Raw genomic sequence first — 13,670 nt, 5'->3', positions numbered from 1 at the left:
CCGGATCCGGCCGATATCGCGCGGATGACCGAGGCTCTCGGGGAAGCGGTCGGGGTGATGGATCGGCTGTGGAGTTTCGGCGGCTGGGAGGTCACCCAGACGCACGATTCGCTGCGCCCGTATCTGCTCGAGGAGACCTACGAGCTGCTCGACGCGATCGGGGAGCGGGACGCCGACACCATTCGTGAGGAGCTCGGCGATCTGCTGCTGCAGGTGCTGTTCCACTCCCGGATCGCCGAGGCCGCAGGCGAATTCACGGTCGCCGAGGTGGCGGCGACGCTGGTGTCGAAGTTGACGCATCGCAGTCCGCATCTGGTCGACAACGGCATCGACCCGGACGCCGCGGTCGAGGTGAAGATCGCGGCGCAGGAAAAGGCTTGGGAGGAAAGGAAATCCGCCGAGAAGGCACGGCGTTCGTGCCTGGACGGCATCGCCCTGGCGCAGCCCGCGCTGGCGTTGGCGGAGAAGGTCCGCTCGCGCAGTATCAAGGCGGGTTTACCGGAGGATCTGATTCCCGCGGAGCTGCGGGTGGTGGAGCTCGGCGGACCGGAATCCGCCGAGGAGCGTTTGCGCAAGGCCACTCTCGCGCTGGCCGCGCGGATCCGGGCCGCGGAGGATGCCGCCGAAATCGGTCTGGGTGCCCGGCGGGCGTTGAGCGCGGCGGAGTGGCGAGAGTACTTTCCCCCCGCCTGACGGCGTTGTACGGCACGCCGGGACAGGGTGCGGCGTCGTGAATGCCCGGGGATAACGGCGGTGTTGCCTTCGGCTCGTTTCCGCTAGCGTCTGAGGGGTGCATGACGAGGGGCGCGATTCTGTCACCGAGTACTACCCGTCGAAAACGGGTGCTATCGGCGCGCTGGTCTTCTTTCTGCTGATGGCCGCGCTACCGGGTTTCGTGGTGTTCGACGGTGCCGAGAATCCGGTGTTGCGCGTGTTCGGCGGTTTCGCCATGGTGCTCTTCGGTTTCGGTGTGTACGCCGAGCTGGCCGAATTGTGGCGGCCGCGGCCGACGTTGGTCGTCACCGATCAGGGGTTCACCTATCGCGGTTATCCGCATATCGCCTGGGTCGAGGTGGAGCGGCTGCGGCTGGGTATCGGCCGGGTGGGTCGCGGCGGCAAGGCGGAACGATTCGCCGAGGTGGTGCTGCACGATCCGGTGGTGTTCCGGGATCGGGTGGAGGCGTTCGGCGAGCCCGCGCTCCGCCGTAATCCGGACCGTCCGGTGTTCATCGTGGCGGAGCGTTTGCGGGTGCCGGTGGGCGCGGTGGTGGAGGTGATGCGCGAGCATCATCCGGATCTGGTGGTGGCGTCGACCACCGACGACGACACCGACTCCGCCCCCGGTGGTGCGGCCCGCTCGCCGGATCGGGACATGGTGGAGAGTGCCCTGATCAGCGCCCTCACCGACGCTCTTCCGGACACCTGGGATTTGGCGGTGCTGTGGTTCTCCCTGGTGGGCGACGAGGGTCACGCCGGAATCCAACTCAAACTCCCCGGCGACGAAACCGATGACGTCGAGCCCACCGAGGAGATGCTCGCTCTGCTCAACCGTCTCAAGGAAGTCTGCTACGACCAGATGACCGGCACCTGGCTCTCCGGCCAGGTAATCCTGCGGTCGGATTCCACCAAGGCCCAATTCACCTTGTCCTTCAAGGAAATCCCGGAATGGCTCCCCGTTCCCGAGGTGGATGCCTGCCGCCGCGAACTCGCCACCTACCCCCGCGCGGGCGACGAAATCCCGGAATGGCTCCGCCACCGCATCTCTTGATTCGCGGTGTCGGGACCGCCCTGATGTCGGCGCGGCCTACGTCCGCACCGACACCCAGCGGGCGATGATCAAACGTTGACGCCGTAGTCGCGGGCGATACCGGCCAGGCCGGAGGCGTAGCCCTGGCCGATGGCGCGGAACTTCCATTCGGGGCCGTGGCGGTAGAGCTCGCCGAACACCATGGCGGTTTCGGTGGAGGCGTCCTCGGTGAGGTCGAAGCGGGCCAGTTCCGAACCGGTGGCGGCGTCGATGACCCGGATGTAGGCGTTGCGCACCTGGCCGAAGGACTGGCGACGGATGTCGGCCTCGTGGATGGAGACCGGGAAGAAGATATTGGTGATGGTCGGCGGCATGGCGGCCAGGTCGACGTTGATCACCTCGTCGTCACCGTCGCCCGCACCGGTGAGGTTGTCACCGGTGTGCTCGATGGTGCCTTCGGGGGAGCGCAGGTTGTTGTAGAAGACGAAGTGCGCGTCCGACAGCACGCGCTGGTCGGGCCCGCAGGCCATGGCGCTGGCGTCCAGGTCGTAGTCGGCGCCGGTGGTGGTGCGGACATCCCAGCCCAGTGCCACCGCGACCTTGGTCAAGTTCGGGGCTTGTTTGGAAAGCGATACGTTTCCGCCCTTGGCCAGACTGACAGACACACGATCTCCTTCGATGCTCAGTTGCGGTCGGCAGCCATTGCTTTCAGCGTCGCGACCCGTTTCTCCAGATAGCGTAGTTCCGTGTCGTCGAGTACGTTGCGTTGAATTCCCGAGATCACCGCGAAAGCCGACTGACGGTGGTCGTCGATCACCGTGACCGTCAATTCCACGGCCACATAATCATCGGCGCCGGGCAGCGGATCGGCGATCACCTGAGCGGTGCCGCGGGCGCACAGCGCCACATTGCCGCCACCCAGAATCAGCAGCGCTACCTCGGGGCGATTGCGCAGTCGTTCCAGCGATCCGCGATCGGACTTGAGGCTGAGCAGGATTCGCCGATCTCCGGCGCGCACCGGCCACGAGACCGGGATGGCGTGCGGGGCGGGATCGGTGGTGACCAGGACCGCGATCGTGTCGAGCGGCCAGTCGGGTAGAGTGTCCAGTTCGGGGTGATCATGCTCCGGCACTGTCGAGGGCTCCTGACGTTCCCGCGCTTCGGCTACCATGTGCGTCACCTCACCATCGGTTCAGCGCAGCGGGCTGGACTGCGCTGCCAGCAAGTGTATGCCGTTGTCGCGCTGGCTCGCTCGGGTCCGAAGGCCGCTCGCGGCGGGCCGTGCATGACCGTTTCGTCCGTTACGGCTGTGAAAACACCTGCGGACCTGCGGGGAAACGGATTGACTAGAAGCGGTAACGGTTGCATCATTCGTTACAGTCCCTCGACTGATCGAGGTCCCGCGAGTAACCGGCCGATGAACGTCCGGCGAAGCCGGTCCGCCCTGTGTGGCGTAGACGGCACGCGACATGTTTTTCCAACCCGACGCGACAGGCGTCATGTGAACGAGTGAGGTGAGTGCGAATGGGATTCCGGCCGTATCAGCGACGACCGTCGAGCAAACCCCGCACCGCCCTGTCTGCCCCGTTCTTCTGATTGCGCAACAGTTTTCGCGGCGTGCGCCGGTCCCGTACCTCCGGACCGGTGTGTGCCGTTTCGGCGTATCGGGCTGGTCAGGGACGTGTGGTGCAGAGTGCGAGAGAGCGGAGATTGGTGATGGTGGAAATGGGTTCCGCGATGAATCTGATGGTGTCGGGCGCGGTGATCGACGATCTGCGTTATCTGCGTGGTGAGCTGACCGCCGCCGAGGTGCCGTTCCTGCTGGTCCGCGATGCCGAGCATCGCCTGGTGCTGGCGGTGGACAGCGGCTACCGATCCGCGTTGAGACGGGTGCTGGGTGCGGCCATGGTGGCCGGCTTCTCCTGTAACGAGAAGCAGCACAACGTCTTCCGCCTCGGTCGCGACCTGGATCCCGCCCATCACGTGGACCTGGAGTTCTGGGACTATCACGGTGACACCGTGGAGTGCCCGCGCCCGAATGCGTTGACGCGCATGGTGTTCGATCTCGCGGATGTCGAGCAGACCACCGTGCTGCTCTACGACGCCAGCTGGCCCACGCTGGCCGGCATGTTCACCCCCAACCCGACCGATGTCGGCTTCGACATCGACCTGGTCTTCTCCTGGGTGGACGGCACCGATCCCGAATTCCGGGCTCGCCGTGCGGGAATGCTGGCGCAGGTGGTGGTCGGCGAGGGCGACGAGGCCGACGCCCGCATCCGGCAGATCGACGAACTGCGCTACGCGCTGCGCTCGGTCTACAAGAACGCGCCGTGGATCCGCCGCATCTTCATCGCCACCGATTCCCGTATCCCGGACTGGCTGGCCGACGACCCCAAGGTCACCATTGTCCGTGCGATGGACCATTTTCCGGACGTCAGCGGCCTGCCGGTCTTCAATTCGCATGCGGTGGAATGCCAGTTGCAGCACATCGAGGGCCTGTCGGAGCATTTCCTCTACTCCAACGACGACATGTTCTTCGCCCGCCCGGTGCGCCCGTCCATGTTCTTCACCCCGGCGGGCATCAGCCGCTACATCGAGGCCGGTACCCGCATCGGTCCCGGCGCGAACAACGAGCGCCGCAGCGGTTTCGAGAATGCCGCCCGGGTGAACCGCGCCCTGCTGGCCGGACGTTTCGGCAATGTCATCACCCGGCATCTCGAGCACACCCCGGTTCCCCTGCGCCGCAGCGTATTACTGGAGATGGAGCAGGTCTTCTCCGAGGATTTCGCCCGCACCAGAGCCAGTCGTTTCCGGGCCGCCACCGATATCTCGGTCACCAATTCGCTCTACCACTACTACGCCCTGCTGACCGGTCGCGCGGTCCCGCAGGAGGCCGCCAAGGTGCGTTACGTGGACACCACCATGTACACCGGCCTGGCCATGCTCGGCGGTCTGGCCAAGCGTCGCAATGTCGATTTCTTCTGCCTCAATGACGGGAGTTTCCCGGAGGTTCCGGAAACCGAACGGGTGCGTGCCGTCTCGGAATTCCTGGAGACCTACTTCCCGGAGCCCGCGCCCTGGGAGAAGCCGGACACGGCGGCGGGCAGCATGGCGGCTTTCGAATCCGGCGCTGCCTGAGCACAATTCGGGGTCGGCCGGTGGCCTTGCGGTCATCGGCCGACGTCCCGCTTCGGTGTCATGTCGCCGAAAAACCCGGTGCGCCAGACATTCCGGTTGCCGATCCGGTGGATTCTCCAGCCTTCGGCTGTCCGCGTCAGTTCCGCGGTGATGACGCCGCCCGCCGTGAAGGTGTTCTCCCGCATTCCCGCGTCGGCGGGCCGGTCCTTCCAGATATGGATGGCCACGAGATTGGCGCGCAGCGTGGCGGTGTCGCCGTCGACGGTCACGTCGTGGCCGGTCAGTAGATGCTGTGTGCTGGTGAACCTGGTGAAGCTCTCGGCGTGGCCGGCTGCGATCGTATCCGGCCCGGTCATGGAATCCCCGCTGGGCCGTACGACTTTCGCGGTGGCGGTGAATATCCGCCGCATTCGCTCGGGCTCGAACCACTGTTCGTCCAGGGCGCGGAAATAGCTGTCGAACACCCGGATGATTCGTGCGGTGTCGACCCATTCGTCCGCGCGTGCTTCGGATCGCGATTCCCGGGGAACGATTCGCGCGCGGGCGTCCCGCAGACGTTCCCGTTCTTCCGGATTCATCGCCGCGGCCGCATCGCTTCGCCTTTTCGCCATGGCCGCGAACTCCTCCGGGCTCAGCTTTTGCGCGTATTCCTCGCGCCGTCGCAGCAGTCGGGTGAATTCCTCGGCGGTGAGTGGCTTGTTCATGGTGTTGGTCTCCTCGGTCATGCGCAGGAATTCGGCGGTGGAGGGTTCGGTCAGGCGGTCGAGGTCGTCGAGTGCGCCGAGCAGTCGTTCGCGCAGTCCGGTGGCCTGTGCGATGCGTTCCTCGGCCACCGCCAACTGCTGGCGGATCAGCGCTCTCGGGTCGTGGTCGGGTTCGGCGCGCAGCAGTTCCGCGATGTCCTCGAGTGCGAATCCGAACCCGCGCAGCGCCACGATGCGATGCAGCCGCCGCACATCGTCTTCGCCGTAGCAGCGGTGCCCACCGGAGGTGCGCCCCGTCGGGGTCAACAATCCGATCTGGTCGTAGTGGTGCAGCGTCCGCACGGTCAGACCGGTCTCCCGGGCCAGCTCGCCGACGCGCCAGCTCTTCTCGCGCACCGCGCCCTCCTCTCGCCGTCTCCAGCCACGCTAGAACCTGACGCAGCGTCGGGTTCAAGCCTTTTCCGCACCTGCTCGTAGGCTTGGGCGGTATGACCCTCGACGAGGTTGCGGCGGAGCTCTACGGCGTGCCGCCCGCCCGTTTCGTCGCGATGCGCACCGAGCGCGCCCGCCAGGCGCGGGACGCCGGAAACAAGCCCCTGGCCACCGAGATCGCCGCCCTGCGTCGCCCGACCGTCTCGGCCTGGGCACTCAACCTCCTCACCCGCGCGGCCCCCGCCGACCTGACCGCCCTCCTGCAACTCGCCGACGCCCTCCGTGACGCGCAACGCCGCCTGGCCGCCGACCAACTGCGCGCCCTCACCACCCAGCGTCAGCAGGTGATCACCACCGTGGTCCGCCGCATCACCGACCTCGCCGCCGCCGAAGGCCAGCGCCTGAGCGACACGGTCCAGCGCGAAGTGGGAACAACTCTGCAAGCGGCCCTGGCCGACCCGGATGTGGCCGAACAGCTCCGCACCGGAACCCTCACCACCGCAGCCACTTACGACGGCTTCGGCCCCGCCACCCTGACCTCCGTCCCTCGCCGTGACGAGAAGCCCGCCTCCGCGTCGAAGCCTGCCGCGGTACCAACCTCTGGCGCAGCCTCACCGGATGCCCCCGCAGGCTCCCCCGAACCACCCCCAGACCCGCGGGCCGAAGCGCGTCGGCAGCTCGAAGAACTCCGCCCCACCCTCGAATCCGCCCGCGCGGCACTGACTTCCGCCGAGCGCACCCACACCCGAACCGCCGCCGCCCTGGCCGCCCTCGACTCCCGCATAGCCACTCTCCGAGCCGACCTCTCCGACGCCGAATCCCAACGCCGCTTCGCCGCCTCCGCCGCCCAAACCGCCGCCCGCACCTTCCGCGAGGCCCGCGCCACCCTCGATTCCCTCGAACACCGAGCAGCGCAAACCGAGCGCGACCTGGACGCGGAATGAGCACCCCCGACATGCCGGGCGAATTCGTTTGACCGCCCCGCCCGGTTCACGGACGCTGACGCGATGGAGGAACTTCTCGAAGCAGCCGATCAATTCGCGGTGGGCGAGCTCTACAGCGAGGATCTCCCGATGGTCGCCGCGAACGCGCTGGCCCGCGTGACCGTCAGGTGTCGGAGTTGCTGCGCGTGATCGGCATCATGCCTGGTAGTTCCCTACATGGACTACGGTCGATACGTCTAGATCCACGATTCGGAGGACACCGTGGGGGATGTATCAGCGGACCGCTCCAACTACTGGGCGGGCGCGACATTGGCGCTCATCTTGGGGTTTGGTGCGCAGTTGGCTATCGGTATGGTTGTCGCGCAGTGGCTTTCCGATGAAAGCTGGTGGTGCTGGCTGGCCGCGGCGGTCGGTGCCCCGATCTGGCTGGTCTTGCGCCGAATGAAATCCGACGTCCCGCGTGGCGTCGCAGTCGGCTTCCTGACGAATTCCCTTGTGCTGCTGCCGCTTGCGGTCGCGAGCAGCCTGATCGTGCCGAGGTGAGCCGAGATGTATCCGGTGGTCGCCGAAACCCGGCAACCCGCGCTCGAGAGCACCGACTGGTTCGGTCGCCCGTCGTTCGTCGCGGCCTCGATCGTGATGGTCCTGAATGTTGTTCCCACCCTGATCTATTTCTATTTCGCGGCCCTCGCGGTACTGCTCGCCCCATTCGTCTTGGTCACGGGGGTGGTCGCACTGTTCGCACCCGGCTTCTGGCGTCAGGTCGGGGTGGGAGCCCTGCTCGGTCTGCTCGGCTCGACCGCCACGATCGCGACGTACTTCGTTCTCATCGTGAACCTCAACTGATGGGGGCGAGTGTCGGCGCGGGCGGCGAAACCTGATCTCGCACCGGTAGATTGAGCCTCGGCAGCATCGGTGGGACAGGCCGGGCGTTTCCGGTGTAGTGGTTCGGGGGAGTGGCATGGATCGCTCGGTGAATTCGAGTGCTCGTAGAGCTGTTGCGCCGGGATCCGAGCCGACGCCGTTGGTCGCGGTCATCTGCGCGATCGCTGTCTTCGGGGCGCTCGCGGCGCTGGATGGCGAGTTCGGTGTGTACAGCATGCTCAGGTTCGACAACATGCATCTGCCGGGGATCGATTGGCAGGTGCTCGGGGCGTGGATCCAGCTACCGCTGCTGGCGGCCCAGTTCGTGCTGTGCGGGTATGGCGCGTACGCGTTGAATCAGCGGGGTCGGTTCGCCCGGACGGTGATCTTGGCGGGGACCGCGGTCGCGTTCACCGATGCGGTGGTGTCGGTGGTCTTCGACTGGCTGTGGCGTGATGCCGCGTTCGGCGGTCAGTCGTTCGACGAAATCGTGCGTACGGTCGTCCCGGTGCTCGCGATCGGTTGCGGGGTGCCGGTATTCGTCGCGTTTCTGGTGACCCGGCCGGTGCTGCGCGAGTGGCTGGAGCGGCCTTCACAGTCCGGCCCCGCGACGGATTGATTCCGAGTTCGATCTGTTCAGCCGGAATCGGTCTCCTGCTGGGCTGTTTGCGAGTATTTTCTGCAACACATTCCAGTTTTGCCGGTGACTCGCGGTGGGACTGTGTGGGCGGAAGGGCTGATCGTGGCTACTGACTACATCGTCATCGGTTCCGGGAGTGCCGGGGCCATCATCGCGCGGCGGCTGGCCGACTCGGGGGCGACGGTCACGCTGTTCGAGGCGGGGCGTCGCGACAACACCAGGCTGGTGCGCAAGCCCGGCATGATCGGTCCGCTGCACAGCGTGCCGCAGTTGAAGAAGATGGTCGACTGGGGGCACTACACGGTCGAGCAGAAGCACGCGCTGGGTCGCACGATTCCGCAGACGCACGGCAAGGTGATCGGCGGCTCGAGCTCGGTCAACGGCATGGTGTTCGTGCGCGGCAACCGGCGCAACTTCGACGATTGGGCGGCCGAGGGCAACACCGGCTGGTCCTACGACGACGTACTGCCCAGCTTCAAGAAGTTCGAGTCCTTCGAGGACGGCGCGAACCAGTTCCGCGGCGACGCCGGCCCGATCAAGGTGATCCGCGCCCGCGATCTGACCCCCGCCTCCGAGTCGTTCATGCAGGCGCTGACCGAAACCACCGGCGCGGCACGCAATCTCGACTACAACGGCGCGGAACAGGAGGGCGTGTCACTGTTCCAGCAGAGCAACAGCAATGGCCTGCGCTCCAGCACCGCCGTCGGATACCTCGACGATCGCCCGAAAAACCTCACGGTGCTGCCGAATACGCAGGTGGTTCGCATTCTCATCGAGAACGGCCGAGCCACCGGCGTGGAGTACCGCACCGACCACGGCACCGAGGTCCTGCGCGCCGACCGTGAAGTGATCCTCAGCGCGGGCACTTTCGGCTCCCCGCACCTGCTGATGCTCTCGGGCATCGGCCCGGCCGACCATCTGCGCGCCTTCGACATCGACGTCGCCGCCGACCTCCCGGTGGGCGACAACCTGCACGACCACCTCTTCGTCCCGATGTCCTTCGCGATGCCGACCGCCGTGAACCGCTCCTCGCCGGGCTACTTCGCCCGCGCGTTCGTCCGAGAGTCGTTGCGCAACAACAGCACCTGGCTGGCCCGCAGCGTCTTCGAGGTGGTCTCGTTCCTGCGCACCCCGTACTCGACCGGCATCCCCGACCTGCAACTGCACGTGCTGCCCTGGGGCTACCCCGGCCCCAACCAGGACGCCCCCATCCGCCACGTCCCCGACCCCCGCCGCTCCCTGACCATCCTGGTCACCATGATCTACCCCCAGAGCCGCGGCACCCTCCGCCTGACCTCCCCGGACCCCACCGCGTCCCCCGCGATCGACCCCAACTACCTGGCCGAACAGCAGGACATCGACACCCTGGCGCACGGCATGGAACTGACCCGAGAAGTCATGTCCGCCAAGTCGATCGCCGACGTGGTCGACACCGAAATCTCCCCCGGCCCCCAATACCCCGCCCGCGCCGACCTGGCCGCGGAGATCCCCAACCGCGCCACCACCGTCTATCACCCCGTGGGCACCTGCCGCATGGGCGTCGACGACCGCGCGGTTGTCGACCCGACCCTTCGGGTACGCGGCATCGAAGGTCTCCGAGTCGCCGACGCCTCGATCATGCCCAGCATCGTCGGCGGCAACACCAACGCCGCCACCATGATGATCGGCGAACACGCCGCCGCCCTCATCCTCGGCTGATCTGATCAGCGGCCGGCGGGCAGCAGCTCGTCGATGAGTTGCGTTACCAGCGAGCGGATTTCGTCGCGGATGGGGCGGACCGCGGCGACGCCCTTGCCTGCCGGGTCGTCGAGTTTCCAGTCCCGGTAGTCGATGCCGGGGAAGTAGGGGCAAGTGTCGCCGCAGCCCATGGTGATGACGACGGTGGAGGTTTGCACGGTGTCGGGGGTGAGTATTTTCGGGGTCTGGGCGGTGATGTCGATGCCGAGTTCGGCCATCGCTTCGACGGCGGACAGGTTGATGGTTTCGGCGGGTGTTGTTCCGGCGGAACGGACTTCGATCGCGTCACCGGCGAGGTGGGTGAGGAAGCCCTGGGCCATCTGGGAACGCCCGGCGTTGTGGACGCACACGAAAAGCACGCTGGGTTTGGTGGGCTTCATGGGTGGGGCGATCCTTTCGATGGGTGTGGTGTGACGACGTTCTCGGCCGGGTTCGGGTCGGGGTACAGGAGTCCGATCAGTCCGAGACCGATTGCTGCGCCGATGATTTGAGCGGCGATGTACCCGGGCGCGGATGCGGGTGCGATTCCGGCGAAGGTGTCGGAGAAGATGCGGCCGATGGTGACGGCGGGGTTGGCGAACGAGGTGGAGCTGGTGAACCAGTACGCCGCACCGATATACGCGGCGACCGCCGCCGCGGAGAGTGCGGCCCGCCCGGATCGGGCGAGGGCGAAGATGACCACGATCAGCCCGGCCGTGGCGACCACCTCGCCGACCAGATGTCCCGTGGTGACGCGGTGATGCGTCGACACCTGTAGTGCGGCCTGGTCGAACATGATGTTGGCCAGCACCGACCCGGCCACCGCGCCCGCGACCTGCGCGAGGCAGTAGCCGCCGAGTTCGGTGCTGCTCAGGCCGGTGCCGTTGCGGCGTCCGGCGAACCAATCCGCCATCGACACAGCGGGATTGAAATGTGCGCCGGAGACCGGGCCGAACACCAGGATCAAGACGCCCAGGCCGAGCACCGTGGCTGTCGAGTTCTCCAGCAGTTGCATGCCGGTGTCACCGGGGGAGAGCTGCCGGGCGGCGATACCGGACCCGACAACCACACACACCAGCAACGCGGTGCCGATGAATTCCGCGAGCAATCGCCGCGCTGTCAGGGTCACCGGTGCATCCCGAGCAGTATCGAGGTCGGCTGTGGTGCAAATGATTTCATCCGGCGCACAATCACGGTTCGCCTCCGCTCAGCCGCAGCACGGCTGGTCGGCGGCGACGGCCGCGGCCTTGGCCGCGCTGCCGCAGCACGCGCCCTCGGCGGCAGCTTCCTCCTTGGTCCCGCAGCAGGGGCCCTCGGCGCTGGCCTCCTGCGCACCGCCGCAGCACACCGCCATCGCCTGCGCGTCATCGGCGACCGCTCCCGAGGCGAGAATCGGTGCGGTACCGAAGGTTTCGCTGTCGGCCAGCACCGTGTACACCTCCCACCGTTCGGCGTCGGGCGCGGTCACCCACACCTTGTCCTGGGTGGCGAAGCAACAGGTGGTGGCGATCTGCTCCTCGGTGAACATCCCGGCCTGGGACAGGCGCGCGATCTCGTCGTGCACCTGCTCGCTGGATTCGACCTCCACGCCCAGGTGGTTGAGGCTCCCGCCCCGGCCGGGGTTCTCGATCAGCACCAGTTTGAGCGGCGGCTCGGCGATGGCGAAGTTGGCGTAGCCCGGCTTGCGCTTGGTGGGTTCGGCGCGAAAGAGGTTCGAGTAGAACGTGATTGCCTGATCCAAGTTGTCGACATTGAGTGCGAGCTGTACGCGGGACATGGACCGTACCTCCACTTGTGAGACATATATCGAAGAGCTTGCGCGGTCGAGTGTGCGCCAGTTCTTCGACATATGTCAATAAGGTCGGTAGGGTTGATCTATGCCCAAGGCGCTACCCGTGATCGACCTGTCCGCCCCGGTCTGCTGCACCCCCGTCGCCGCAGGCCCGATCGACGACGCCGCCGCCCTCGAAATCGCCCTGCGCCTCAAGGCCATCGCCGACCCGGTCCGGGTGAAACTGCTGTCCCACCTGCTGGCCGGCACCGGCGACGGTGAAAACACCGGCGACCTCACCGAACGGGTCGGTCTCGCCGAATCGACGGTCAGCCATCACCTCGGCCAGCTCCGCAAGGCGGGTCTGATCGAGTCGGAACGCCGAGGCATGAACATCTATCACCGCCCCCGCCGCGAAGCCCTCTCCGCCCTCTGTGTCGTTCTCGACCCCAACTGCTGCCGATAGCGGCAAGCCTATGGATTCGTGACGCGGTCGAAGGTCAGGTGTAGTTCGCGGGGTGCCCCGACGCTGATCCCGGCCGACCGCTGGATCTCGGTGCCGGGGGCGAGGCGGAATCCGGTGAGCCGGTCCAGCAGTCGCGTGATGCCGATGTCGAGCTGCATGCGGGCGAAGTGACGACCCACGCAGCGGTGGATGCCGATTCCGAATGCGATGTGCGGGTTGCGATTACGGTCGAAGTCCAAGTGTTCGGGGTTGTCGAATCGGGTGACGTCGCGGTTGCCGGAGCGCCAGTGCAGTGCGACCCGGTCGCCCTTGGACAGCGGGATGCCGAGCAGGTCGTTGTCCTCCATGACGACTCTGCCGATCACGCTCACGGTCGAGGTGAAGCGCAGGATCTCGTCGAGATCACCTGTGGCCCAATCCGGTTCGCGCAGCCGTGTTTCCAGGTCGGGGATCTCGGTCAGATATTCGGCGATGTAGGCCAGTACGCCGCGGGTGGTGTCGAGACCGCCCAGCAGCAGCACGGTGACGACGCCGAGACGTTCCTCCATGGTGAGTGGTCGCCCGTCGCCGACGGTGGCCTCGACAATGGATTGCAGCAGGTCCTGGCGTGGCGCCGACACCCGTTCGGCCATCAGCTCGGCGGCCAATGCCGCTACGGCAGCGAAACTTTCGGGCGTGTTCTGCACCGACACCTGGGTGACGGCGTCGACGGCACGGGCCAGACGCTCCGGGTTGTCGTCGTCGAGCACGATCTTGGCCAGCGCGCCCGCGGTGAACGGGATCGCGAATTCGCTCACGAATTCGACCTGTCCGCGCGCGGCGAACCCGTCGATCAGGTCGTCGGCGAGCTGCCGCACCACGGGCGCGTAGCGCTGTAGCGCGGACCGTGAGAACGGTCCGTTGAGGAACGCCCGGAAGTCGTGATGCAGCGGCGGGTCCACGTCGATCGGCGGCAACGCCACCGGCACCGAGGTCAATCCGGGCATGGTCGAACTGAAGATCTCCGGATGCGCGGCCACCGTGACCAGGTCTTCGTACCGGGTGACCACATGCATGCCGCCGCCGAATCCGGTGTGCACCACCGGACATCGCGCCCGCGCCCAGGTGAGCTCATCGTCGAGTCGCGCGCACTGCCGCTCGTCGAACCAGTCGAGTTGATCGAAGAATTCCTGATGGTTCTCGGTCACGGCGAACCCCTTCCCACCCCGGCACGGCACTGCGCTGATGGTGCGCCCGCCGCCCGCGCCG

General features: G+C 66.6%; 17 protein-coding genes. 10 read left to right on the top strand and 7 right to left on the bottom strand.

Annotated elements, in window-relative coordinates; translation table 11 throughout:
• The first annotated feature begins 24 nt into the window (after positions 1–24).
• Both OG300_RS27100 and OG300_RS27095 read left to right on the top strand, forming a co-directional pair.
• The gene (locus tag OG300_RS27100; protein ID WP_405498692.1) at positions 25–693 is read left to right on the top strand and encodes a MazG family protein; all 669 of its coding nucleotides are present in this window, start codon (positions 25–27) and stop codon (positions 691–693) included.
• 97 nt (positions 694–790) lie between these two features.
• A complete protein-coding gene (locus OG300_RS27095) occupies positions 791–1,768 on the top strand; it encodes a hypothetical protein (protein WP_405485855.1) in 978 nt (325 codons plus the stop codon).
• Positions 1,769–1,836: 68 nt separating this feature from the next.
• On the opposite strand, the gene OG300_RS27090 is transcribed toward OG300_RS27095, so the two are convergent.
• Entirely contained in the window at positions 1,837–2,412 is a 576-nt protein-coding gene (locus OG300_RS27090) for a TerD family protein (protein WP_405485854.1), read from the bottom strand.
• 17 nt (positions 2,413–2,429) lie between these two features.
• Positions 2,430–2,918 carry a hypothetical protein gene (locus OG300_RS27085; protein WP_405485853.1) on the bottom strand — a complete coding sequence of 163 codons (489 nt, stop codon included), beginning with the start codon at positions 2,916–2,918 and terminating at the stop codon, positions 2,430–2,432.
• Between the two features lie 545 nt (positions 2,919–3,463).
• Between OG300_RS27085 and OG300_RS27080 the strand changes: the two genes are divergently transcribed.
• Positions 3,464–4,885 (top strand): stealth family protein, encoded by a 1,422-nt coding sequence (locus OG300_RS27080; protein ID WP_405485852.1) that lies wholly within the window; start codon positions 3,464–3,466, stop codon positions 4,883–4,885.
• 32 nt (positions 4,886–4,917) lie between these two features.
• Here OG300_RS27080 and OG300_RS27075 read toward each other — a convergent pair whose 3' ends face one another.
• Complete coding sequence (locus OG300_RS27075) at positions 4,918–5,985, bottom strand: nuclear transport factor 2 family protein (protein WP_405485851.1); 1,068 nt, start codon at positions 5,983–5,985, stop codon at positions 4,918–4,920.
• Between the two features lie 92 nt (positions 5,986–6,077).
• Between OG300_RS27075 and OG300_RS27070 the strand changes: the two genes are divergently transcribed.
• From OG300_RS27070 to OG300_RS27045, 6 genes are all read left to right on the top strand, one after another.
• Positions 6,078–6,965: a hypothetical protein gene (locus OG300_RS27070; protein WP_405485850.1), complete on the top strand. Its 888-nt coding sequence runs from the start codon at positions 6,078–6,080 to the stop codon at positions 6,963–6,965.
• A gap of 63 nt (positions 6,966–7,028) precedes the next feature.
• Positions 7,029–7,154, top strand: a complete 126-nt coding sequence (locus OG300_RS27065; protein WP_405485849.1) for a hypothetical protein — start codon at positions 7,029–7,031, stop codon at positions 7,152–7,154.
• Between the two features lie 72 nt (positions 7,155–7,226).
• Positions 7,227–7,508: a hypothetical protein gene (locus OG300_RS27060; protein ID WP_405485848.1), complete on the top strand. Its 282-nt coding sequence runs from the start codon at positions 7,227–7,229 to the stop codon at positions 7,506–7,508.
• 6 nt (positions 7,509–7,514) lie between these two features.
• Positions 7,515–7,811 carry a hypothetical protein gene (locus OG300_RS27055; protein WP_405485847.1) on the top strand — a complete coding sequence of 99 codons (297 nt, stop codon included), beginning with the start codon at positions 7,515–7,517 and terminating at the stop codon, positions 7,809–7,811.
• A gap of 127 nt (positions 7,812–7,938) precedes the next feature.
• The gene (locus OG300_RS27050; protein WP_405485846.1) at positions 7,939–8,448 is read left to right on the top strand and encodes a hypothetical protein; all 510 of its coding nucleotides are present in this window, start codon (positions 7,939–7,941) and stop codon (positions 8,446–8,448) included.
• Between the two features lie 123 nt (positions 8,449–8,571).
• On the top strand, positions 8,572–10,167 hold the full coding sequence (locus OG300_RS27045) for a GMC family oxidoreductase (RefSeq protein WP_405485845.1): 1,596 nt from the start codon (positions 8,572–8,574) through the stop codon (positions 10,165–10,167).
• A gap of 5 nt (positions 10,168–10,172) precedes the next feature.
• On the opposite strand, the gene OG300_RS27040 is transcribed toward OG300_RS27045, so the two are convergent.
• From OG300_RS27040 to OG300_RS27030, 3 genes are all read right to left on the bottom strand, one after another.
• Positions 10,173–10,586, bottom strand: coding sequence for an arsenate reductase ArsC (locus tag OG300_RS27040; RefSeq protein ID WP_405485844.1), 414 nt, complete (start codon positions 10,584–10,586; stop codon positions 10,173–10,175).
• Positions 10,583–11,314, bottom strand: a complete 732-nt coding sequence (locus OG300_RS27035; RefSeq protein ID WP_405485843.1) for an aquaporin — start codon at positions 11,312–11,314, stop codon at positions 10,583–10,585. Before OG300_RS27035 ends, OG300_RS27040 begins: the two co-directional genes overlap by 4 nt.
• Before the next feature lie 78 nt (positions 11,315–11,392).
• On the bottom strand, positions 11,393–11,962 hold the full coding sequence (locus tag OG300_RS27030) for an ArsI/CadI family heavy metal resistance metalloenzyme (protein WP_405485842.1): 570 nt from the start codon (positions 11,960–11,962) through the stop codon (positions 11,393–11,395).
• Between the two features lie 100 nt (positions 11,963–12,062).
• Between OG300_RS27030 and OG300_RS27025 the strand changes: the two genes are divergently transcribed.
• Entirely contained in the window at positions 12,063–12,422 is a 360-nt protein-coding gene (locus OG300_RS27025; protein ID WP_405485841.1) for an Rv2640c family ArsR-like transcriptional regulator, read from the top strand.
• Between the two features lie 8 nt (positions 12,423–12,430).
• Here the strand turns inward: OG300_RS27025 and OG300_RS27020 are convergent, their stop codons facing one another.
• On the bottom strand, positions 12,431–13,609 hold the full coding sequence (locus OG300_RS27020; RefSeq protein WP_405485840.1) for a cytochrome P450: 1,179 nt from the start codon (positions 13,607–13,609) through the stop codon (positions 12,431–12,433).
• Positions 13,610–13,670 lie beyond the last annotated feature (61 nt).

The organism is Nocardia sp. NBC_00511 (assembly GCF_045161165.1).
Taxonomy (GTDB): domain Bacteria; phylum Actinomycetota; class Actinomycetes; order Mycobacteriales; family Mycobacteriaceae; genus Nocardia.
This window is presented reverse-complemented; position numbering and strand designations above follow the sequence as displayed.

Coding starts and splice junctions, on each gene's coding strand:
- OG300_RS27100 (WP_405498692.1), top strand. CDS start 25: ATGACCGAGGCTCTCGGGGAAGCGGTCGGGGTGATGGATCGGCTGTGG.
- OG300_RS27085 (WP_405485853.1), bottom strand. CDS start 2,918: ATGGTAGCCGAAGCGCGGGAACGTCAGGAGCCCTCGACAGTGCCGGAG.
- OG300_RS27080 (WP_405485852.1), top strand. CDS start 3,464: ATGGTGGAAATGGGTTCCGCGATGAATCTGATGGTGTCGGGCGCGGTG.
- OG300_RS27070 (WP_405485850.1), top strand. CDS start 6,078: ATGACCCTCGACGAGGTTGCGGCGGAGCTCTACGGCGTGCCGCCCGCC.
- OG300_RS27065 (WP_405485849.1), top strand. CDS start 7,029: ATGGAGGAACTTCTCGAAGCAGCCGATCAATTCGCGGTGGGCGAGCTC.
- OG300_RS27055 (WP_405485847.1), top strand. CDS start 7,515: ATGTATCCGGTGGTCGCCGAAACCCGGCAACCCGCGCTCGAGAGCACC.
- OG300_RS27040 (WP_405485844.1), bottom strand. CDS start 10,586: ATGAAGCCCACCAAACCCAGCGTGCTTTTCGTGTGCGTCCACAACGCC.
- OG300_RS27030 (WP_405485842.1), bottom strand. CDS start 11,962: ATGTCCCGCGTACAGCTCGCACTCAATGTCGACAACTTGGATCAGGCA.
- OG300_RS27025 (WP_405485841.1), top strand. CDS start 12,063: ATGCCCAAGGCGCTACCCGTGATCGACCTGTCCGCCCCGGTCTGCTGC.